This is a genomic window from Chitinophaga cymbidii (assembly GCF_007992715.1).
Lineage (GTDB): Bacteria > Bacteroidota > Bacteroidia > Chitinophagales > Chitinophagaceae > Chitinophaga > Chitinophaga cymbidii.
The window spans coordinates 127,343-148,137 of the sequence record NZ_BKAU01000005.1 but is presented as its reverse complement, the minus strand read 5'-3'; the positions used below and the strand labels follow the sequence as shown (position 1 = coordinate 148,137).

The following is a 20,795-nucleotide window of genomic DNA, read 5'->3' as shown; positions in this document are numbered from 1 at the left end:
ATGCTGTCAAAACCCGGATGTGAAATGACTGTTGAGAAGGATAAATATATTTTGTTGGCTGACGATGATATGGAAGATCAGGAAATCCTGAAGGAAGCGATCTTATCTGTCCACCCCGAAATGACCATACAATGCGTATGGAACGGACAAGAAGCATTGAATTACCTGGCCGGCTGCCCATCCGGCGACCTTCCGTCGCTGATCGTCCTCGATTATAAAATGCCCGTACTGAATGCAGTAGATGTATTAAGCCAGATCGGCGATCATCCCCTTTACAAGTCGATCCCCAAAGTAGTCTGGAGCACTTCCCGGCAGCCGGAGCATATCAGGCTGTGTATGGACAACGGGGCTGACCGGTATTTTTCCAAACCTGTTTCACAGGCCGAGCTGGACCAGCTGGTGCGGCAGTTGTTCGAGATCCGCGGCGGTGCTACCCGGCATTGATCACCGGCAGATAAATAAAAAATTCCGCGCCTTCGCCCGGATGGCCTTCGGCCTTTATCCAGCCTTTATGGTTCTGAACAATTTTCCTGCATAACGCCAGCCCGATGCCCGTGCCCGGATAGTTGTCCCTCCCGTGCAGCCGCTCGAACATTTCGAATATCTTCTCCGCATAACCCGGCTCAAACCCGATCCCGTTATCTTTTACCGTGATCCTGTGAAAGAGATCGTATTCAGAAGCCGCCAGCTCCCTGACGGCATCGCGGGCAACCTGGCCGTAGCTGATCTGGATGACGGGTGTTCGGTCGTGACGGCAATATTTAAGCGCGTTGCCGAAGAGGTTCTCCAGCAGCTGCCTGACCTGGAAAGGAATGGCCCATATAACAGGAAGCGGGCCCCCCTGTATGACAGCGCCGGTCCTGTCGATCGTATCCTGGTAAAAAGCTTTGAGCTCTTCCGTCACCGCGGCGAGGTCTACTTCTTCGAATACGGCAGCGGAGGATGCGCTTTTCGTATAGACGAGCAGATCATCGATCAGCCCCTGCATGCGCCGGGACGCCTCTGCCGCCAGCTTCAGGTAGTTCATCTCCCTGTCCGGCAGCTGGCCCTGCAATTTTTCCAGTATGGCGGAAGTATAGAAAAGTACTTTTCTCAGCGGCTCTTTCATGTCATGCGCCGCCGCATAAGCGAATTGCTGCAGCTCCCGGTTCTGCGCTTCCAGCTCGTTCGCATATTGCGTGATCCGGTCTTCCGCGTTCTTCTTTTCGGTAAGATCGCGCGTTACCTTGGAGAACCCGATGATATTGTTTTCCCTGTCATGCAGGGCCGTTATCACAATGCTTCCCCAAAAAGCCGTTCCATCTTTCCTGATCCTCCAGCCCTCATGCGTGGCTTTGCCTTCGCTGATAGCGCGGGCAATGAGCAGCTCCGGCAAGCCCTTTTCCCGGTCGTCCGGCCGGTAAAAGGTCCTGAAGTGCTTTCCCACGATCTCCTCTTCCCGGTATCCTTTTATCTTTTCCGCCCCCCTGTTCCAGTTCAGGATGATCCCTTCCCTGTCCATCAGCAGGATGGCATAGTCTTCCACCTCTTCGATCATCTTGTGATACTGTTCTTCGCTTCGTATGAGCGCTTCATTCCGGTGGTGCACTTCCGCCGTTTGCGTAAAATCAATGAGCATGTTCACCGCGCCGATCATCCTGCCTTCGCCGTCAAAGACGGGTGTAGGGAATGGCCGCACATGCCGCCTGACGCCATCGGGCCGTTCGATGATGATCTGCTCTCCGTGGACCGGGCGTTTTTCTTTGAGGGCGATGGCCATGGGGCTGGCTTCGGGGGGAAGCGGGGAACCGTCCATCCGGTAAGTTTTCAGGAAGCCGCACCAGCGGTCTTTGCCTGTTTCCGGCTCCCGGCCCCAGAGGGTTGCGGCTGCTTTATTGAATGACGTGATATATCCCTCCGCATCTGTTGTATATACCGCAGCCGGCAAACTGCTCAATAGCTGCCGGCTGATCTCTTCCTGCTGTTGTATTGCTTTTTCACTGCTGTTGCTCGCCAGATCTGATTTCATGTTAGTACCTGTATGGGATACAAGTTACCAAATATCAGGTAAAGTTTGCCGGCCGCGGATGCAGCATCAATCCATCAACGCGGACAGCAGCACCGGTTCCTGCGGTTTGCTGATGTCAAAAAAACGGACGCCGTTCCTGACATATGCGATCAGCACACCGTTGTAGGGGATCACGTCAATGTACATATCGCCACCTTCAATGGTTTGCAGTTTCCGGGGAGCATGCGGTGATTTTATATCGAAAACGGTCAGACCGTCCGCGCCATCGCATACGTACAGCGCACTGTCCTGCACGCCCAGTCCGTAAGGGCCTTTCATGGGAATACTGGCCTTCAGCGCCGGTGCTTTGATATCCGTTACGTCATACACCATCAGCGCATTGGTAGTGCCGCCGCAGGTACTGCCGCCGCGCAGCGTAACGAATGCGGTATTGCCTTGCGTCACAACCGGGTCGCAGCTGCGTAAATGCGTAACGCCGCTTTCCCATACGGGCGTCACCGGATCGTTCAGACTGAAGATATACAGCGCACTGGATGATCCGAGAAAGAGCTTGTTATCGTATGCGAATATTGTTTCGATATTCCATCCTGCATTCACTTTGTTCTTTATGACGGGCTGGCCGTTTTCGCTGACATCATACACGTGCAGCCATGTTGTATTCACTACGTACAGGTAGTTGCCCGCCAGTGCGAAACGCGCCATGGAGCCGCCTTTTCCCGTGGGTTGCTGTGTGCTTTTGGACTCTTTGCTGCAGGCGGCCGGCAGTAGCAGGAAGGCGGACAGTATAAAATATAATACAGTTCTCATCAGTAGTAGCATTTAGGGTTTTCGATCCTTTTTATTTCCCATCCGATCACCCTGCCTTTGGCGGGGTCCGGGCATTCATAATAACCCCATTGGGGAGGAAAGCTGGTGGACAGTTCCGGGAACACGCCCGGCTCCCGTGCTGTGACCTGAACGTCCGGGTAGGTGGCAAGGTCCAGCACCACCAGGTCTTCAAAACTGTTGGTGTACAGGTGCTGTCCTTTCACCGCTACTTCCTGGCATCCGGGGATTTGCAGAAATGACAGCTTCTTTGGATTTCTTTTGTCGGAATAATCAATGATGTGGATGCCTTTGCCTTGTTCCACCTGGAAGAGCTTTTCGCCGATGGCGAATATTTTGCCGGCGGAATCCGTTTGCCGGGAAGCCAGCACGGCGATTTCCAGTTCGGCGTCGCCTTCCTGCGCGTATACCGGAACGTATGCGTCTACAATGCCAACATTGTAGCTCAAGGGGCGGTCAACGGGGTCCCACCAGCATCCGGTGAGTAACAGGCATCCCAGGATCAGACAGTGTACAGTTATCTTCATAGTCGGGCGTTTTAGTTGGGGAATCAAGGGTAAAACGCACCGCCCGGAGGAAAGTTACATGCGGTCAGAAAGTTAATCTATGGCTGCCTCAGTTTTTTCAGCTGATTCACCGCATGGTGGTTCGCGGGATTCAACACCAGGGATTTTTCATAATACCGGATGGCAAGCGGCTTGTTTCCTTCGATCGTAATTATTTTTCCCCGAAATTTGTTTACTTAAACGTTTAAGCATATTTTTAACCTATGAAGAAAAAGGTCTCGCTGAAAGATATTGCCCAGGAAGCCGGCGTGTCCGTTGCGCTCGTATCCTACGTGCTTACCAACAAGGAAGAGAAAGCAAGGGTCGGGCAGGAAATGGCCAAAAAGATCCGGAAAATAGCCCGCAAGCTCAATTATCAGCCCAATCACATTGCGCGCAGCCTGAAAAGCGGCCGCTCGGATACCATCGGCCTCATTGTGGCGGACATTTCCAACCCTTTCTTTGCCAATATTGCCCGCACCATTGAAGACGAAGCCAAGCGCAACAATTACACGGTGATCTTTGGCAGTTCCGACGAGAATGCGGATAAGGCGGGTGACCTTATTAATGTATTGCTCAACAGGCAGGTGGACGGGCTGATATTGATTCCCACGGAGGGCTCGGAGCAGCAGATCAAACAGCTCAAAAAGCAGAACGTGCCCTTTGTGCTGATAGACCGTTATTTTCCCGGCATTTCCGCCAGCCACATCTGCATCAACAATTATGAATCCGCTTACAACGCCGTTTCCCACCTGATCAAAACAGGGCACAAACAGATCGGCATGGTGGCTTACAAAACGGCACTGCATCATATCAACGAACGGAAGCGCGGATACACAGAAGCGCTGAGCGATCATGACAAGCTCTCAAAGACCAGCGGGATGAAGCTCGCGCGGTACTCCCACCTGAAGGAAGATATCCGGCTGGCGGTAGACCAGCTGCTGCAGGGCCGCAAACCCGCGGATGCCGTGTTCTTCGCCACGAACAGCCTTGCCATAGAGGGACTGAAATATATCAACGAGCTGGGATTGCGTGTGCCGGAAGACCTTGCCGTGGTGAGCTTCGACGAAAGCGAAGCATTCGACCTTTTCTATTCACCGGTCACTTACGTGCGGCAGCCCATCCTGGACATGGGAAAAGCCGCCGTGCGCGTACTGCTGGACCAAATAAAAGACGCTGATAAACCTGCTGAGCTGGTTTGCATCGATACAGAACTGGTGATCAGAAAGTCCTGCGGCAATCCGTAACCGTTATGCATAAACGCTTAATCGATAAAGCAATATAACCACCACAAATTATAACACCGTATGAAAAAACTGTTCCTGATCTCACTGGCGGCCTGCCTCGGCCTGGCCGCATCCGCGCAACAACCTTTTAACGGGCTGGAAATGAACATGGGCAACCTCCATCGTCTTTCCGACGCCAAGACCCGCTCTATCAGTCCGGAGAACCGCACCGGCGAACCCGGCAAAGGCGGCATGGCCACACTCGAACAGGGCACTGCCCGCAATGCCGCCAGGGACCTCGGCCAGGGCTGGAAAGTAAATCCTTACATCCACATTGAACCGGGCCAGACCACGGTGCTCGCCGAGATCACCGGCCCCGGCGCGATCCAGCACATCTGGATGACACCCACCGGCAACTGGCGTTATTCCATTATCCGTTTTTACTGGGACGATGAAACCACTCCTTCCGTGGAAGTGCCGGTAGGCGATTTCTTCGGCATGGGATGGGGCGAATATGCGCAAATGAATTCCCTCGCGGTGACCGTAAACCCCGGCAGCGCCTTCAACTGCTACTGGACCATGCCTTTCCGCAAGAAATGCAAGATCACCATGGAAAACATCAACACCGAACGCATGACGCTGTACTACCAGGTGGACTACACGCTCACCCAGGTACCAGAAGACGCGGGCTATTTCCATGCGCAATTCCGCCGCAACAATCCCGTGAAAGGCGGTGAATTCACCATGATAGACGGCGTGAAAGGTAAAGGCCAGTACGTAGGCACTTATATGGCATGGGGCGTGAACAATAACGGCTGGTGGGGCGAAGGCGAGATCAAGTTCTTCATGGACGGCGATACCAAATTCCCCACTATCTGCGGCACGGGCACGGAAGACTATTTCTGCGGCTCCTACAATTTTGACAACAAGGGCAAATACCAGGAATTCTCCACACCATACGCCGGTTTGCACCAGGTGATCCGTCCCGATGGCCTTTATAAATCACAACAACGCTTTGGCCTGTACAGGTGGCATGTGATGGACCCGGTACGTTTTGAAAAAGAACTGAAGATCACGATACAGGACCTCGGCTGGCGCAGCGGCGGGCGTTATTTGCCGCAGCAGTCGGACATCAGCAGCGTGGTGTTCTGGTACCAGCGGGAACCGCATGCGCCTTTCCCCAAACTGCAGCCGAAAGACGAACTGGAAGTGAACTAAATAAAATAAACATTAACGGATGAATCATACAGGATCACAGATCATTGGCAACAGCTTCAGCGCCGAGGGCGATCATACCTTTCAGGCATTTGATCCGCAGCGGCAGGAATGGCTGCCGCAGACATTTCGCGAAGCTACGCCCGGAGAGATCGATCAGGCGGTGAACCTCGCCGCGCAGGCATTTGAGCAATATAAAAAAGTACCGGCGAAACAACGCGCCGCTTTCCTGCTGGCCATTGCGGACGGCATTGCCGCCCTCGGCGATGAGCTGCCGCAAACGGCATCCGCGGAAAGCGGGCTACCGCTGGCGCGGCTGCATGGTGAGCGGGACCGCACAACGGGACAATTGCGCCTGTTCGCCAACCTGATCACAGAAGGTTCCTGGGTGAATGCGCGCATCGATAAAGCTACGCCGGATGTCAGGCAAATGCAGATACCGGTGGGTGTCATCGGTATTTTCGGTGCAAGCAATTTTCCGCTGGCGTTCTCTGTTGCCGGCGGTGATACCGCGGCCGCGCTGGCGGCCGGTTGCACCGTGGTGTTCAAAGCGCACCCCGCGCATCCGCATACCTCTCACCTCGTGGCCGGCGTGATCCGCACGGCCGCCAACAACACCGGCATGCCGGAAGGCGTATTCTCCCTCCTGCATGGCGCCACGGTGGAAACAGGACAGCAGCTGGCCGTTCATCCCCGCTTGTCCGCCATCGCATTTACGGGCTCGTTCCGCGGCGGAAAGGCGCTATATGAAACGGCTACACGAAGAGCAGTGCCGATACCTGTGTACGCGGAAATGGGCAGCGTGAACCCGGTGTTCTTCCTGCCCGGCATCCTGAAAGAAAAAGGGGAAGCCCTGGCCACACAGTTCCTGCAATCGCTCACCATGGGCGTAGGACAATTCTGCACCAACCCCGGCGTGTTCGTTGCCCCCGCGGAGGACAATACGTTCATCACCGCGCTGCAAAACGGCATCGGTAACATGACGGGCGGTTTCATGCTCACGCCAAGCATACTGACTGCCTATAACAGCGGCATCAGCGGACTGCAGCAGGCGGGCGCGCAGCTGCTCGGAAAGGCGGCGGACAAGGGGCAGCAGGCTACGCCTTATCTTTTACAGGTGAGCGCCGCGCAGGCGCTGGAAGATCCTTCCCTCTGCCATGAAGTGTTCGGCCCCTCGTCCCTGCATATCCGCGCGGACAGCAAAGAAGAACTGTACAAGCTGGCGAACGGGCTGGAAGGCCAGCTGACCGCCACCGTTCACGGCACGGAAGAAGACCTGCGCGAACACGCGGAGCTGATCAACATCCTGCGGGAAAAAGCGGGAAGGATCATCATCAACGGTTTTCCTACAGGCGTTGCCGTTAATCATGCCATGGTGCATGGCGGCCCCTGGCCCGCTACCACACCGGCCGCGGGCACTTCCGTGGGCACCGCGGCCATCTACCGCTTCTGCCGCCCGGTCTGCTTCCAGGACTTCCCCGCATACCTTTTACCACCGGAGCTGCAGGACGAAAATCCCATGGGCATATGGCGGCTGCTGAACGGAAACTTTTCGAAGGACGCCTGTTAATCTACTTTTCTAAAACACAAAACAGTTTATGGACCTGGGTTTAAAAGACAAGATCATCATTGTAACAGGAGGCGCCAAGGGGATTGGAGCAGCCATTTCGGAAGTGCTTGCACAGGAGGGCGCTTTCCCCGTCATCATCGGCAGAAATGAAGAAGATAACCGGCAACACCTGGCCCATATTGAAAGAGCCGGCGGCAAAGGCTGGCAGGTGCCCGCCGAGCTGACGCATCCCGAAGAATGCGCGCAGGCGGTGAAAGCGGTCGCGGAAAAGTTCGGACAGATAGACGGGCTGGTGAACAACGCCGGTATCAACGACGGCATAGGACTGGAAGCCGGCTCTTATGAAAACTTCATGCTGTCCCTGCACCGCAACCTCGTTCACTATTACCTCGTTGCGCATCACGCGCTGCCCTGGTTGAAAAAGAGCAAAGGCGCGATCGTCAATATCAGCTCCAAAACCGCGGAAACCGGCCAGGGCAATACCTCCGCCTATGCAGCGGCGAACGGCGGCAGAAATGCGCTGACGCGCGAATGGGCGGTGGAGCTGCTGCCCTACAGCATCCGTGTGAACGCCATCATCGTGGCGGAATCGTGGACGCCTTTGTATGAAAGCTGGATCAACACCTTCGAGGACAAGGAAGCCAAACTGGCGGGCATTGTGGCGGGCATTCCGCTGGAAAAACGGATGACCACGCCGGAAGAGATCGCGCAGATGGCGGCCTTCCTGCTCTCGGGCAAATCCAGCCACACCACGGGGCAGCTGATCCATGTGGACGGCGGATATGTGCATCTTGACAGGGCACTGAAATAACATCAACTCAATTACATCATGCGTCAACAAATATTAAAGATCCATCCTAAAGACAATGTGTGGGTGGCCCTGCAGGACATTCCCGCGGGAACCACGGTGGAAGGCATCACCGCCCTCCGTGACGTGGCGGCCAAGCACAAGCTGACGGAAACGTTCATCGCCAAAGGCAGTCCCATTATCATGTACGGCGTGCTGGTGGGCATCGCGAATGAAGACCTCGCGGCCGGCGAACTGATCACCACCCAAAACATCCGTCATGCTTCGGGCAGCTTTTCTGTAAAGGAAGAAAGGCATACCGGCTGGGACGTGCCAGACGTAACGCGCTGGAAAGACCGCACTTTCATGGGTTATCACCGCAGCGACGGGCGCGTTGGCACCGGTAATTACTGGGTGATCATTCCGCTGGTCTTTTGCGAAAACCGCAACGTGCAGACCCTGCATAAAGTGCTTGTGAACGAGCTGGGATACCGCAAGCACAATCCTTATGAAGAAATGCTGCAACAGCTGCTCGGCAGCCAGCCGGGCGTTGCCGCTCCGCTGAAAGGCAGAACTTTCGCCAATATCGACGGCATCAAGCTGCTGTCCCATACATTAGGCTGCGGCGGCACGAAAGATGACGCGCGCACGCTTTGCGGCCTGCTGGCGGGATATATCACGCATCCAAACGTGGCCGGCGCTACCGTGCTCAGCCTCGGATGCCAGAACGCGCAGGTAGACATGCTGAAAGAAGAGATCGAAAAAAGAGTGCCGGGCTTCGACAGAACGGTGATCTGCCTCGAACAGCAAAAGGTGGGTTCTGAAAAAATGTTGATGGAACAGGCGCTGCAGCTGACTTTTGAAGGACTGGTAAAAGCCAACCAACAGGAGCGGCAACCAGCACCGTTAAGCAAACTGACGATCGGCATGGAATGCGGCGGATCGGACGGGTTTTCCGGCATATCCGCGAATCCCGCTGTGGGCAGGGTGTCTGACATCATCGTTGCTTTAGGCGGATCAGTGATATTATCTGAATTTCCCGAGCTGTGCGGTGTGGAACAGGAACTGAGCGATCGTTGCGTGACCACCGACCTCGCGGCGCGCTATACGCAGCTGATGCGGGACTATGCAAGCCGCGCGGAGGCAGTGGGCTCGGGCTTCGATTCCAATCCTTCCGCCGGTAATATCCGCGACGGCCTGATCACGGATGCGATCAAGTCCGCCGGCGCTGCAAAGAAAGGCGGCTCCTCTCCCGTTACGGACGTGATCGATTATCCCGGCCGCGTGGAACGCCCCGGCCTGGCCCTGCTTTGCACACCGGGCAGTGATGTGGAATCCACCACGGCGGAAGTAGGCGCGGGCGCCAACATCGTACTGTTCACCACCGGCCTCGGCACGCCTACGGGCAATCCCGTTACGCCGGTACTGAAACTCGCCACCAACAGCAAGCTTGCGCAAAAAATGCAGGACATCATAGACCTGGATACCGGCACCATCATCAACGGTGAGGAGTCCATCCACGATGCGGCGGACCACATTATGGAACTGGTCATTGATACGGCCAGCGGCCTGTATAACGCAAAAGCACAAACGCTGGAACAGGATGATTTCATCCCCTGGAAAAGAGGTGTGTCGCTATAACCATTTATCAACATCAATTCCATAGTTATGAGATTAAAAATGATGGCCGGCTGCATGCTCATCGTAATGGCGCCCTGCAAGGAAACAGAAACAGCGGGAACGCCGGACAGCTTCGGGGAAGATGTGGCATTCCTGCAAAAACACCTGCAAAACGTCGTGGTGCTGCAAAGCGAAAGCGACAGCAGCCGCGTGGTAGTGACGGGCGATTACCAGGCGCGGGTGATGACCAGCACGGCCGGCGGCCATGAAGGCAAAAGCTTCGGCTGGATCAATTATGACCTCGTATCTTCCGGCAAGCTGGTTCCTCACATCAATGCATTCGGCGGTGAAGAACGCTTCTGGCTGGGCCCGGAAGGCGGGCAATACGCTTTGTACTTCCCTCCCGGCAAACCTTTTGATTTCGATAACTGGCAAACGCCGGGCATGATCGATACCGCGCATTACCAGGTGCAGTCGCAATCTCCTACTGCCGTCACCTATCATTACGCGGGCAGCATCCAGAACTATTCCGGCTACAATTTCAAACTGGATATCAACAGAACGGTCCGGCTGCTGGACCGGAACGCCATCACCGAAAAACTGCATTTCGCTTTACCGGCAGGCATCCAGAGCGTAGCCTATGAAACGGAAAACGTGGTGACCAATGCGGGCGACAGCGCCTGGCAGGAACAAAATGGACTGATCAGCATCTGGCTGCTCGGCATGTTCAAGCCTTCGGATAAAACAGTGGTGGTAGCGCCGTTCAGGGGAATTGAAAATGCGCGTTCATTGATCACGGACGATTACTTCGGCAAAATACCCGCGCAGAACCTGGTGGTAAAAGACAGCCTGCTGCTCTTCCGCGCGGACGGCAAGGCTCGCGGCAAACTGGGCCTCTCCCCGCTCGTGGCGAAGCCCGGCGCCGGGAGCATAGACCTGGAAAACAACACCATCACCCTGTTACTGTATGAAGTAGTGCCGCAGGGCCGCTACGTCAACTCCAAATGGGAACAGCAAAAAGAACCGTTCAAAGGCGATGCCGTGAACTGCTACAACGACGGTCCGCTCGCCGATGGTTCACAGATGGGCCCTTTCTATGAAGTGGAATCCTCTTCAGACGCCCGCCCGCTTCAGCCCGGCGAAGCGCTCACCTACAAGCAGGTGACCATGCACTTTGAAGGCAACCGCGAAGCACTGCAGGCCCTCTCCCGCCAGCTGTGGCAGCTGCCGCTGGAAGAAGCCGAACAATTCCTTACCAAAAAATAATCCCGCATGCAGATCATCCGTCTATATAAAACAAAAGACGCCATACTGGCCGCATACCAGGAACAATACTACGCCGTGCAGTCCGACTGGAACAGCTTCGTGAACCGGAAAGACCTGTTCAAATGCATCACCGCCGACCTGGCCGGAAAAACGCCAATGGATAAAAACACCGCGGAAAAGACCATTGAAAACGGCCTGCTGGCGCCTATTTCCACGCAGGAAGTATGGGCGGCGGGCGTGACCTATTTCCGCAGCCGCACCGCGCGCATGGAAGAATCCGAAGTATCCGGCGGCGCTACGTTTTACGACAAAGTGTACGTAGCGGAGAGGCCGGAGCTATTCTTCAAGGCCACGCCACAGCGCGTTTCGGGGCATCAACAAATCGTGTTCATCCGGGAGGATTCCGCCTGGGACGTGCCCGAACCGGAGCTGACGCTCTTCATCAGCAGCCACGGCACCATTGAAGGATACACCGTGGGCAACGACATGAGCTCGCGCAGCATTGAAGGGGAAAATCCCCTGTACCTGCCGCAGGCGAAAGTCTATGAAAAATGCGCCGGCCTCGGCCCCTGCCTGGCGGTAACGGATACGCCTATACCGCCGGACACGCTGATCAAAATGGTGATCTACCGGAAAGAGGAAGCGCAGTATGAGGACAGCATTCCCATCAGCCAGATGAAGCGCAGCCACCAGGAGCTGGTGGATTTCCTTTTCCGCGGATGCGCCTTCCCGGACGGCTGCTACCTGATGACGGGCACCTGCCTGGTGCCGGACAACAGCTTTACCTTGCAGGATGACGACCGTGTAGAGATCAGTATCGATCACATCGGTACGCTGATCAATAATGTTCAGACACTTTTCTAAACCGCCTCCCATGCATTCCACGACTGAAACAAAAAACACTCTGAAGCTCACCTTCGTGCTGGTCATCAGCCTGTTCTTTTTATGGGCGCTGACCGGTAACCTGATACCGGTGCTCATTCCGCATCTCCGGAAAGCCTGCCAGCTGAACGATTTCCAGTCCGCCTTCATCGACTCCGCGTATTGGGTGAGTTATTTCTTCTTTGCGCTGCCCGCAGCCTGGGTGATGCGCAGATGGAGCTACAAAACCGGCATCATCACCGGTCTGCTGATAGCCGCCGGCGGCGCGATCCTGTTCTTTCCGGCGGCGGAACTTCGCTCCTTCGGCCTGTTCCTGTTCGCGTTGTTCCTGGTGGCGGCGGGCATGACTTTCCTGGAAACGGCCGCCAATCCTTACATCACGGTGATAGGGCCGAAAGAAACGTCTGTGCAGCGCCTGAATTTCGCGCAGGCTTTTAACGGCCTCGGCGCTTTTGTGGCCGCCTTCTTTTTAAGTAAAGTGATCCTTTCCGGCAAAGAGTTTTCCGAAGCGCAACTGAATGCGATGAGCCCGGAAGCGCTCAACAACTACCTGCTGTCCGAAGCGCGTTCCGTGCAGGTGCCTTACCTGGTGATCGCGGGCGTACTGCTGCTGGTGGCGCTGACCTTCCGGCTGGTGCATTTTCCGAAAGTGCACGAAGAACATGGCGGCGGCTTCAGCATGAACCTTCGTGTTTTCCGGCACATGCATTTCCGCTGGGGCGTTATTGCACAGTTCGCTTATGTAGGCGCGCAGGTATGCATTTCCAGCTTCTTCATCCGTTATGCCGGCTTCAGCGCGGACATGCCGGAGATGGACGCCACTACCTTCCTGGGCATGCTGCTGCTTTGCTTCATGATCGGGCGGTATGTGGGCACCTTCCTCATGCAGAAGACCGCGCCGCGGACGCTGCTGATCTATTACAGCGCGGCCTGCGTGCTGCTGCTGGCTTATTGCGTATTGCAGGGCGGAAGGACGGGCGTGTATTGCCTGCTGATGGTGGAGTTCTTTATGTCGATCATGTTCCCGACGATCTTCTCGCTGGCGATCAAAGACCTTGGTGATGAAACGAAGACGGCCTCTGCTTTCCTGGTGATGTCTATTGTGGGGGGAGCGCTGGTTCCGCTGGGGCTGGGGGCTGTAGCGTATTATTACAATGTGCAGCTGGCATATGCCGTGCCGATGATATGTTTTGCCGTGGTGTTGTATTACGCCTGGCGGCATGCATTGCCAGTGACTGAAAAAAAGCTGCTTTCCTCATAACGGGGAAAGCAGCTCTGCTATGGGTTTGCGGGTCATGCCGAAGTATATTTTTTGTCCGGGTACATACTTTTCCCGCAACTCGAAATTCTCAAAAGAAGGCCCGCCGGGGATGGCGATATAATGCCTGGGGTCCCTGCTGCCGCCGCTCCAGTAGGTGGCTCTTCCATTCACCCGCACTTGCAGCGAAGGCCCGGCCCGCTGCTTTTCCTTTCTCCAGTATTGCGTGAGCATGTAAAATGGACGGTAACGCCAGTTCCAGCGGCGCATGTAAGCCTCTTCCTGCGGCCATGCGGCCAGTTCGGAGAAAGATTCATCCGGCGTGGCCAATACGATCAGATCACCGTTTTTATCCCGCAACATCCGCTCTCCCGCATATGCTTCTTTCTCAACGAAATCAATTCCTTTATAGCCATCGTACAGGCGGCGGGAATGGATGACAGTATCTTTCAGGTACAATTTTCTTAACCGCGAATAGTTGCCCATGGTAGCGGTAATGCCGCAACGTTCCATCGGCTGGCTGTCCGCATGATGGAACACTTCTATGCAAAGCTCTTCCGGGCGGTCTTTACAGATGCTTAGCCGGAGGTAAGGATGCGCGCCGTTGGCGAATTTTTCCATGTAGACGTTGACGCTAAGCTTTTCATCGGTGATGGATGAATCGCCCAGCCACATGAACTTTCCCCATTTTCCGTCTACGGACGATGGCGATATTTCGCTGAATTCCATCTTTCCGTTCACCACCGGTTCTACGGCGATGTAGTTGATGTGATAGATCATCCCCATGTACTCATATCCTATCCGCAGCAATCCCCGCGGGCCGCCGTTGGAATTTTGCTTCACGGGTTCGATGGCGCCGGGCCAGAACCCCACCACGATGCCGTTGCGGATGCCCCACACCGTACTATCGCGCCGCAGCCAGGAACCGCTTTGGGCGCGGCTGTTCATAAAAACGAGCAACAAACCGAATGCTAAAAAATATCTCCTCATCTTATCTTTTTAAAACCTGTTTCAATGCCTGATCGATCCACGTGGCCGTTTTGGGAAAATCTTCATACGAACGCAATGATGCGAGTAGCGGATCATCCGGATCGATGCCGGCGGACTGAAGGATGGCATAATCCTGCAGCGATTCCGCGAACACTTCCCAGCGGATGGAATCGTAGGGGCCGTCCGGACCGGGGTATACCACGAAAGGATCGCCGTCCGGGATGCCGGGGTAGGCATGCGCGGAACCGTTGGTGTAGGGGTCTGAAGCTTCTTCCGAATCCAGCTTGTGCCAGTAGTTATACCCCCAGTGCAAAAATCCCTGCGCTTTCAGGTGATAAAACAACCACCCCGCCATGCGGATCTTCGGCAGCGGGGTGTCAAAGAAGCGGTTCAGGTACTTGTCCCGCGGGCCGGTGCAAAAGTATACCCAGTGCGGGATTTTTTCTTTGAGATATTCGCCGGCGGAGCTGATGATCGGCACGGGAATGTCCGTCAGATGTTCTTTTCCATAGCGGATATCGCTTAATGCGTCCATTACTTTCATCCAGGGCGCCAGGTCGTGCAGCACCTGCCGCGCTTTTTTGTAATTCGCTACGTGCTCGGACCAGGGCTCGTCTGACAAGTGAAAATAGGAATGATCGAGCAGATTTTCTTTTTGCAGGAAGTCATGCCAGGCGGGCAGGAACTGCTTCAGGAAACTGATATATTTTTCCGAGAAGGCGCCGAGGTTAGGGTCCCACAGCAATACATACTTCCCGTCCTTCACCGTATACACGCGCATAGCGGTTTCCACGCCCCAGTACATCCAGAGGTGCGCCCATTCGAACCGTTTGAAACCGATCTTCCGGCACATGTCCGTAAAGCGCTTGATCACGGACCAGTCGAACGTATATTTACCCGGACTCGGCTCGTTGACGATCAGCATCTGGCAGGGCTCTTTGAACAGCACCTTGAACTCGAAGAGGTGCTGAATGAAAGCTACGTCCGTTCCATGTTCCCAGAGGTTCTTCATCTGCGCTTCCGTATGTTTCCACCATTGCTCATCGAACATTTTTACCTTGTAATAGATGCTCGTGGCTTCGCCGCGCCACCAGTGGGTGACGGGGAAATCACGCCGGGGCTGCAGCACCAGCTTGCTTACGTCGAGCTTCAGCCGGAGGGTTTGTTCGCCTTTGTTCCATTTCAGTTTTACGTCGTACGTATGCATGCCGGGCGTCATGCCTTCGGGGATCTGCAATGTTACCCAGAAGGAGCGGCTGGCGTAGGGATTGGCTTCCACTTTGGTGAGCGGATATAATGGTTCCGGCACCAGCCCCGGAAGGTAGCCGATGCCGTCCATTTCTTCTTTCCTTACGTCCGTTGTAAAATGATGCATGGGCACCAGCCCCACATAGCGGATGCGGGGCTTCAGCTCGCCTGCGTTGGCCATGCTGCATTCAATATGCACCTGGTCTTTCAGGTCGCTGTGGAAACCTACCTGGAAAGATACACGGCTTCCCCTTGCTACTGTTAGTTCCAGTTCCCGCGCCGTGCCCGCGGGCGATTGCGGGAAGATCCGCTTCAGTGATGTTTCGAGCCACACCGTCATGCCGTCGTTGCTTTTTGCAGCGAGCGACAGCAGTAACAGTGCGCATAAAAGGATTTTTGACTGCATACTTTTGTTTTAGTACCACCCCGGATTTTGCACCAGGTTATTGTTTTTATTGATCTCAGCTTGCTGTATCGGCCACATATAATGCTTCGGCGCGATGAACACCCGTTTTTCGATCACGGTGCGTTTGTAAAAATTATCGTCCTGCAAGCTATTGCCCGCGCCGATGTTCATGCCGTGTATCTCTTTACTGTCGATGCCGGCGGCGATCTTCCAGCGGCGGGTATCGAAGTAGCGGTGTGTTTCAAATGCCAGCTCTATCCTTCTTTCATGCCGTATCTTTTCGCGCATGGCGTCCTGTGTAAGACCGGCGGTCAAAGCCGGGAGGCCGGAGCGGTCGCGGATCGCGTTCACATACTTGTAAACGTCCGCTACGGGGCCGTCCATTTCGTTCAATGCCTCCGCGTAGTTCAGGTAGGCTTCGCCGAGGCGGTAGTAGATAAAGGTATTCAAAGAAAACCTGTTCTGGAAGATGTCTGAAGTAGGATTGACCATTTTCTTCATCAGGTAACCGGAGATGCAATAGTCCGATCCCGCACGCTTGCGGCCATCCAGCCCTTCGAACCAGAACTGTATGTTGCGGCCTTTCCACATGGCGCCGTTAAAGTTAATGCTGGCATAGAAACGTGGCTCGCGGCCCACGTACATGTTCCGCACGCCGGCGGGATAATAGTCCAGCGGATGTTTGTCCGCCACATACCCCGTTTCCACGTAGCCGGAGGCGGCATTGATGACCGGTGACCCGTCCGCATTATATCCGGTGATCGGCTGCATGCCGTTCTCCATTTCATAGGCGTCTACCAGTTCCTGCGTGGGACAGAAAATGGAGAAACCACCGAACCCGATGGGGTTGCTGCAACGTTCGAAATGCGAATGTTCACCCGCATTGCGGGCAAATAACACTTCTGAATTGTTCCGTTCGATGAATATTTCCTGGTAATTCCTCACCGGGTCGTTGCTTGCGGAGCGATACAGCTTGTAACCGTTCGCTTCCGCCCCATCGATGACATCTTTCGCGGCAACGGCCGCCCTTCTCCATCTTTCTTTATCGTAAGCGGGGAAAAGCTGTGTTCCTTCATTGTCTTTAATATTGACATATTCCGGGTTGCCGTTCCACAGCGGACTGGCCATGTACAGCAGGGCCTGCGCTTTCAATGCCAGCGCGGCGGGCTTGGTGATCCTGCCCAGCTGATCGGCGCCGCCCACTTTCCAGGTTAGTAAAGGCACGGCCTTGTCACATTCCGCGGCGATGAAATTGATCACCTGGTCCACCGGCGCCCTGCGGATCTTCGTATAGTCCTCACTGAGGGTGTAGGCATGATCCGCGATGGGAATAGCACCGTAGATCCTCGCGAGCATGAAGTGGAAAAAAGCCCGCAGGAAAGTGGCTTCACCGATCCACCGGCTCCGCTCTCCTTCATCCATCGGCACCTGTCCAACATTCTCCAGAAAAATATTCGTTTTGCGGATGCCTTCATACATAAAGCCCCATACGTCCGGATAGTAGTCATTGGCGCTCCAGGCGCCGGAGTTGAGCAAATGGGAATAGGCGCCCAGGTAAGTGATCTCCATTTCGTCGCAGGCGCCGGTGAAGGGATTGCGCTGGTCCCAGTCGGCCGCGCCCAGCATCACGGGAACGTTGTGGTAGGCGGAGGAGAGGAAGGATTCGGCATATTTCCTTTCGGAGAAAACCTTTTTGATATCCAGGTCCTCATCCGGCGCTTTCTTCAGATAGTCTTTGGTGCAGGATGCAGTCAGCAGACATATAGTGATAAAAACAAGCAGTTTGTTCATCGTATAAATTTTGATGAATGAATTAAAACGAAAGCTGTGCGCCGAAGTTGATGGCGCGTTGCAGCGGATAACCACCGGTGCCGTAATTGGATTCCGGATCTATCACCCTGATCTTGTCCCAGGTAGCGAGATTCGAGCCGTTGATGAACAGGCGGATCTTGTCCAGCCCGTGCTTCTTCAGCCCCGCCACTTCAAAATTATAGGCCACTTCGGCGCTCTTGAGGCGGATGTAGGAGGCATCCTGCAGGAACAGCGTGGAAGTGCGGTTGTTATTCGGGTTTTGCATGGGCGATACGCGGGGATATTTGGCGTTGTGATTCTCCGGCGTCCAGCGGTTGTCGTAGTACTCACGGAGAATATTGTACGTGCTCAATCCCATTTGAAAAGCGTACATGGACGGGCCGTCTACAAACAGACTGGTGCGCGCCACGCCGGTGAAGAACAGGCTCAGCTCAAAGCCTTTGTAGCCGAAGCTCGCGCCGGCGCCGTAGACGATCTGCGGTGTTCTGGGATAGCCGATCGGCACCTTGTCGTAATCATCCACCACCCCATCTTCATTCACATCTTTGTATTTGATATCGCCGGGCCTTACCTGGTCCATGAAATTCTGTTTCGGGCTGCGCTCCACATCGGCCTGATCTTCAAAGAAGCCCAAGGCAACAAGGCCCATCGGCTGGTCTATGGGCAGGCCGATGAATGACTGGTAAGCGTATTTTGGAATGGGATCATCGTTCTGCGTCATGATACTTTTGGCGTAGGTGAACGTGCCGCGGAAATTATAATAGAAGCCTTTGCGGGTGGTGTGCTTTACTTCTAGCAGCATGTCCAGCCCGGAGTTCTTTGCCTTGCCGAGGTTCGCGTAGGGCAGCGTCCAGGGGTAATAACCGGTGACGCGGGGGATCACGCCGCGCTGGATCAGTATCCCGTCGCGGTTTTCCCGGAACGCATCTATCTGGAGCACCAGCGCGCCTTTGAACATTTCCAGATCGAGCCCGATGTTGGATTTGGTGGCCACTTCCCAGGTTACATCATCATTACCGATCTGCGCTTCATCAAATCCCTGGTAAAAGCGCTGGTTATCGCCGAAGAAATAGGATTGTCCCGCGCGGTTGATGGTGGTCAGGAACAGGAAGCGCCGCCCGCCGATCTGGTCGTTTCCCACCTGACCGTACGATCCCCTGATCTTGAGATTGGAAATGGCGTTGATGTTCCAGAATTTTTCGTTGCTGACGATCCAGCCTGCCGATACAGACGGGAAGAACCCGAATTGCTTGCCTTCGGGGAAATTCTCCGAGCCGTTATAACCGGCGTTCACTTCCGCGAGGTAACGGTTCCTGAAATTATAGGTGATCCTTCCCGCGAGGCCCTGCCGGCGGTAAGGAAGGCTGTTCAGGGTATTTCCCGCGGTAAGATCGATGTACTCACGGCGGTTGCCGAGCAACATGCCGGTAACGGAATGATCACCAAAAACGCGGTTGTAATTCAGCGCCAGTTCCGTGTAGTAAGCGCGGTTGGCGCCGCTGTGCTCCTCGTACCGCATGGGCTGCTCTTCGCGGATCAGCGTATACTGATCGTTGCCGTCCGGGTCTTTGCCGCGGTACTGTTTAATGGCGTACGGCTTGATGCGGTCCGTGGAAGCGGAATAGTAGTGATCGTAAGAAAAGAGGCCGCGCACGGAAAGACCTTTTGTTACCAGCGATGAAAGATCCCATTTGCCGCCGAAAGTGCCCTGTAATGAGTTTCGGTCCTGCCGCGTGTACCCGGACTGTGTAACAAAGCCCCAGGGGTTGTTTTGCAGGTAGGAGGTGGCTGCTCCCGCGATGGAGCCGTCCGGGTTCAGGATAGGATAGTTGATCGGGGAAGTGATCTTCAACGCATCGAAGATGGCGGGCGCCGGCGTACCGGGATAGTTGCCCTGCTGTATGATCCCGCCGATACCCAGTTCCAGGCTGATGGTTTTGGAAACGCTGATATCAACATTGGAGCGGAAATTATACCGCTTCATCTGCGCGTTCGTTTTGTAAGGACTTGCCGGGTCCTGTTTGTAAATACCGTTCAGCACCGTGTAGCCGACGTTGGTATAGTATTTTATGATCTCGTTACCGCCGGTCACGCTGAGGTTGTTGATGGTCTGAAAGGTGTTTTCCTTCAGCACCGCATCCGTCCAGTTCACGTTCGGATACAGATAGGGATCGGAGCCGTCCGCGAATTTACGCAGGTCGTCTTCCGTATATAACAGCGGCAGCTCGTTGTTGGCGAGCGCTTCATTGATAAGTCCCGCATATTCCGGGCCGTTGATGTAATCCGGCAGGCGCAACGCTTTCAGCGTGGCGTTCTCTGTGCGGAAAATCACTTTCGGCTTGCCGGTAGTGCCTCTCTTCGTCTGGATGAGGATCACGCCGTTGGCGCCTCTTACGCCGTACACCGCGGTGGCGGAAGCGTCTTTCAGGATGGAGAAGCTTTCTATTTCCTGGGTGTTGATGTTGTTGATGTCCCTTTCCACACCGTCCACCAGGATCAGCGGGCTTCTGTTGGCCCAGGTGCCGAAGCCGCGGATGAATACGGCCGCGCCGTCGTATCCCGGCTCACCGGAGCTTTGCCGGGTGATGATGCCCGGCATGCTGCCGGCCAGCGCATTGGACAACGAAGGCGTGGCGATCCGTTGCAGGTTTTGTACCGGCACGCTGGAAATAGCGCCGGTGACAGTTGCTTTCTTTTGCTTGCCGAAGCCCACCACCACTACATCGCCGAGGGTGCTGGACTGCTGCTTCAGCGATACGTTCAGCACGCTGTTGTTCCCCACCGTGATCGCCAGTGGCTCAAAGCCTACGTAAGTGTACACCAGCATCGCATCGTTCCCCGCTACCTTAATGGCGTAGGTGCCGTCAGGATAGGTGGTGGTGCCCACGGGGGTGCCCTGCACCACGATGGTGACTTCGGACAGGGGCTTGCCGTCCACCGCGGAGGTCACCTTGCCTGTGATGACCTTCTGTGCCAGAGCGGTGGCCGTGAAAGCGAAGAAAAAGAAAAAGAAGCTTATCAGTCTCTTCTTTAGTGATTTCAGCTGAATAGGCATGATGTGCCGGCAACTTTTCATAAACGTGATATTTAATTATAGGTGGATAGGTTATTTACTTAAACGTTTAAGCAAATAATGT

At 55.0% G+C, this 20,795-nt stretch carries 16 protein-coding genes; 9 read left to right on the top strand and 7 right to left on the bottom strand.

The features are described from left to right. Positions 1 to 24 precede the first annotated feature (24 nt). Entirely contained in the window at positions 25 to 444 is a 420-nt protein-coding gene (locus CCY01nite_RS19380; RefSeq protein ID WP_186831151.1) for a response regulator, read from the top strand. Here CCY01nite_RS19380 and CCY01nite_RS19375 read toward each other — a convergent pair. From CCY01nite_RS19375 to CCY01nite_RS19365, 3 genes are all read right to left on the bottom strand, one after another. Continuing rightward, on the bottom strand, positions 431 to 2,008 hold the full coding sequence (locus CCY01nite_RS19375; protein WP_146865282.1) for a sensor histidine kinase: 1,578 nt from the start codon (positions 2,006 to 2,008) through the stop codon (positions 431 to 433). The two genes, CCY01nite_RS19380 and CCY01nite_RS19375, sit on opposite strands and share 14 nt — an antisense overlap. A 66-nt stretch (positions 2,009 to 2,074) precedes the next feature. Next, positions 2,075 to 2,815 carry an LVIVD repeat-containing protein gene (locus CCY01nite_RS19370; RefSeq protein WP_186831150.1) on the bottom strand — a complete coding sequence of 247 codons (741 nt, stop codon included), beginning with the start codon at positions 2,813 to 2,815 and terminating at the stop codon, positions 2,075 to 2,077. Next, the gene (locus CCY01nite_RS19365; RefSeq protein WP_146865278.1) at positions 2,815 to 3,360 is read right to left on the bottom strand and encodes an LVIVD repeat-containing protein; all 546 of its coding nucleotides are present in this window, start codon (positions 3,358 to 3,360) and stop codon (positions 2,815 to 2,817) included. The genes CCY01nite_RS19370 and CCY01nite_RS19365 overlap by 1 nt, the downstream gene beginning before the upstream one ends. A 242-nt stretch (positions 3,361 to 3,602) precedes the next feature. On the opposite strand from CCY01nite_RS19365, the gene CCY01nite_RS19360 reads away from it, so the two are divergent. Genes CCY01nite_RS19360 through fucP form a run of 8 tightly spaced genes read left to right on the top strand, consistent with a single transcriptional unit; the run spans position 3,603 to position 13,205 of the window. Continuing rightward, positions 3,603 to 4,625, top strand: a complete 1,023-nt coding sequence (locus CCY01nite_RS19360; protein ID WP_146865276.1) for a LacI family DNA-binding transcriptional regulator — start codon at positions 3,603 to 3,605, stop codon at positions 4,623 to 4,625. Between the two features lie 60 nt (positions 4,626 to 4,685). Continuing rightward, positions 4,686 to 5,822 (top strand): glycoside hydrolase family 172 protein, encoded by a 1,137-nt coding sequence (locus CCY01nite_RS19355; protein WP_146865274.1) that lies wholly within the window; start codon positions 4,686 to 4,688, stop codon positions 5,820 to 5,822. A 19-nt stretch (positions 5,823 to 5,841) separates the two neighbouring features. Continuing rightward, positions 5,842 to 7,389, top strand: a complete 1,548-nt coding sequence (locus tag CCY01nite_RS19350; protein WP_146865272.1) for an aldehyde dehydrogenase (NADP(+)) — start codon at positions 5,842 to 5,844, stop codon at positions 7,387 to 7,389. 28 nt (positions 7,390 to 7,417) lie between these two features. Beyond that, a complete protein-coding gene (locus tag CCY01nite_RS19345) occupies positions 7,418 to 8,200 on the top strand; it encodes an L-fucose dehydrogenase (protein WP_146865270.1) in 783 nt (260 codons plus the stop codon). An 18-nt stretch (positions 8,201 to 8,218) separates the two neighbouring features. After that, the gene (locus CCY01nite_RS19340; protein ID WP_146865268.1) at positions 8,219 to 9,817 is read left to right on the top strand and encodes a UxaA family hydrolase; all 1,599 of its coding nucleotides are present in this window, start codon (positions 8,219 to 8,221) and stop codon (positions 9,815 to 9,817) included. Positions 9,818 to 9,844: 27 nt separating this feature from the next. Continuing rightward, positions 9,845 to 11,062, top strand: a complete 1,218-nt coding sequence (locus tag CCY01nite_RS19335) for a DUF6786 family protein (RefSeq protein ID WP_146865267.1) — start codon at positions 9,845 to 9,847, stop codon at positions 11,060 to 11,062. A 6-nt stretch (positions 11,063 to 11,068) separates the two neighbouring features. Continuing rightward, positions 11,069 to 11,926 (top strand): fumarylacetoacetate hydrolase family protein, encoded by an 858-nt coding sequence (locus CCY01nite_RS19330; protein ID WP_246129983.1) that lies wholly within the window; start codon positions 11,069 to 11,071, stop codon positions 11,924 to 11,926. Positions 11,927 to 11,936: 10 nt separating this feature from the next. Continuing rightward, a complete protein-coding gene (fucP, locus tag CCY01nite_RS19325) occupies positions 11,937 to 13,205 on the top strand; it encodes an L-fucose:H+ symporter permease (RefSeq protein ID WP_146865265.1) in 1,269 nt (422 codons plus the stop codon). On the opposite strand, the gene CCY01nite_RS19320 is transcribed toward fucP, so the two are convergent. Genes CCY01nite_RS19320 through CCY01nite_RS19305 form a run of 4 tightly spaced genes read right to left on the bottom strand, consistent with a single transcriptional unit; the run spans position 13,200 to position 20,734 of the window. Continuing rightward, positions 13,200 to 14,192, bottom strand: coding sequence for a hypothetical protein (locus CCY01nite_RS19320; RefSeq protein ID WP_146865263.1), 993 nt, complete (start codon positions 14,190 to 14,192; stop codon positions 13,200 to 13,202). The two genes, fucP and CCY01nite_RS19320, sit on opposite strands and share 6 nt — an antisense overlap. A 1-nt stretch (position 14,193) precedes the next feature. Further along, positions 14,194 to 15,846, bottom strand: coding sequence for a DUF4091 domain-containing protein (locus CCY01nite_RS19315; protein WP_146865261.1), 1,653 nt, complete (start codon positions 15,844 to 15,846; stop codon positions 14,194 to 14,196). A gap of 9 nt (positions 15,847 to 15,855) precedes the next feature. Continuing rightward, entirely contained in the window at positions 15,856 to 17,637 is a 1,782-nt protein-coding gene (locus CCY01nite_RS19310; protein ID WP_146865259.1) for a RagB/SusD family nutrient uptake outer membrane protein, read from the bottom strand. A 22-nt stretch (positions 17,638 to 17,659) separates the two neighbouring features. Continuing rightward, complete coding sequence (locus tag CCY01nite_RS19305; protein WP_222614451.1) at positions 17,660 to 20,734, bottom strand: SusC/RagA family TonB-linked outer membrane protein; 3,075 nt, start codon at positions 20,732 to 20,734, stop codon at positions 17,660 to 17,662. Positions 20,735 to 20,795 lie beyond the last annotated feature (61 nt).

What these genes read in the sequence shown, in the direction of transcription:
- CCY01nite_RS19380 (WP_186831151.1), top strand. Translation starts at nt 25, where the DNA reads ATGACTGTTGAGAAGGATAAATATATTTTGTTGGCTGACGATGATATG.
- CCY01nite_RS19375 (WP_146865282.1), bottom strand. Translation starts at nt 2,008, where the DNA reads ATGAAATCAGATCTGGCGAGCAACAGCAGTGAAAAAGCAATACAACAG.
- CCY01nite_RS19370 (WP_186831150.1), bottom strand. Translation starts at nt 2,815, where the DNA reads ATGAGAACTGTATTATATTTTATACTGTCCGCCTTCCTGCTACTGCCG.
- CCY01nite_RS19365 (WP_146865278.1), bottom strand. Translation starts at nt 3,360, where the DNA reads ATGAAGATAACTGTACACTGTCTGATCCTGGGATGCCTGTTACTCACC.
- CCY01nite_RS19360 (WP_146865276.1), top strand. Translation starts at nt 3,603, where the DNA reads ATGAAGAAAAAGGTCTCGCTGAAAGATATTGCCCAGGAAGCCGGCGTG.
- CCY01nite_RS19355 (WP_146865274.1), top strand. Translation starts at nt 4,686, where the DNA reads ATGAAAAAACTGTTCCTGATCTCACTGGCGGCCTGCCTCGGCCTGGCC.
- CCY01nite_RS19350 (WP_146865272.1), top strand. Translation starts at nt 5,842, where the DNA reads ATGAATCATACAGGATCACAGATCATTGGCAACAGCTTCAGCGCCGAG.
- CCY01nite_RS19345 (WP_146865270.1), top strand. Translation starts at nt 7,418, where the DNA reads ATGGACCTGGGTTTAAAAGACAAGATCATCATTGTAACAGGAGGCGCC.
- CCY01nite_RS19340 (WP_146865268.1), top strand. Translation starts at nt 8,219, where the DNA reads ATGCGTCAACAAATATTAAAGATCCATCCTAAAGACAATGTGTGGGTG.
- CCY01nite_RS19335 (WP_146865267.1), top strand. Translation starts at nt 9,845, where the DNA reads ATGAGATTAAAAATGATGGCCGGCTGCATGCTCATCGTAATGGCGCCC.
- CCY01nite_RS19330 (WP_246129983.1), top strand. Translation starts at nt 11,069, where the DNA reads ATGCAGATCATCCGTCTATATAAAACAAAAGACGCCATACTGGCCGCA.
- fucP (WP_146865265.1), top strand. Translation starts at nt 11,937, where the DNA reads ATGCATTCCACGACTGAAACAAAAAACACTCTGAAGCTCACCTTCGTG.
- CCY01nite_RS19320 (WP_146865263.1), bottom strand. Translation starts at nt 14,192, where the DNA reads ATGAGGAGATATTTTTTAGCATTCGGTTTGTTGCTCGTTTTTATGAAC.
- CCY01nite_RS19315 (WP_146865261.1), bottom strand. Translation starts at nt 15,846, where the DNA reads ATGCAGTCAAAAATCCTTTTATGCGCACTGTTACTGCTGTCGCTCGCT.
- CCY01nite_RS19310 (WP_146865259.1), bottom strand. Translation starts at nt 17,637, where the DNA reads ATGAACAAACTGCTTGTTTTTATCACTATATGTCTGCTGACTGCATCC.
- CCY01nite_RS19305 (WP_222614451.1), bottom strand. Translation starts at nt 20,734, where the DNA reads ATGAAAAGTTGCCGGCACATCATGCCTATTCAGCTGAAATCACTAAAG.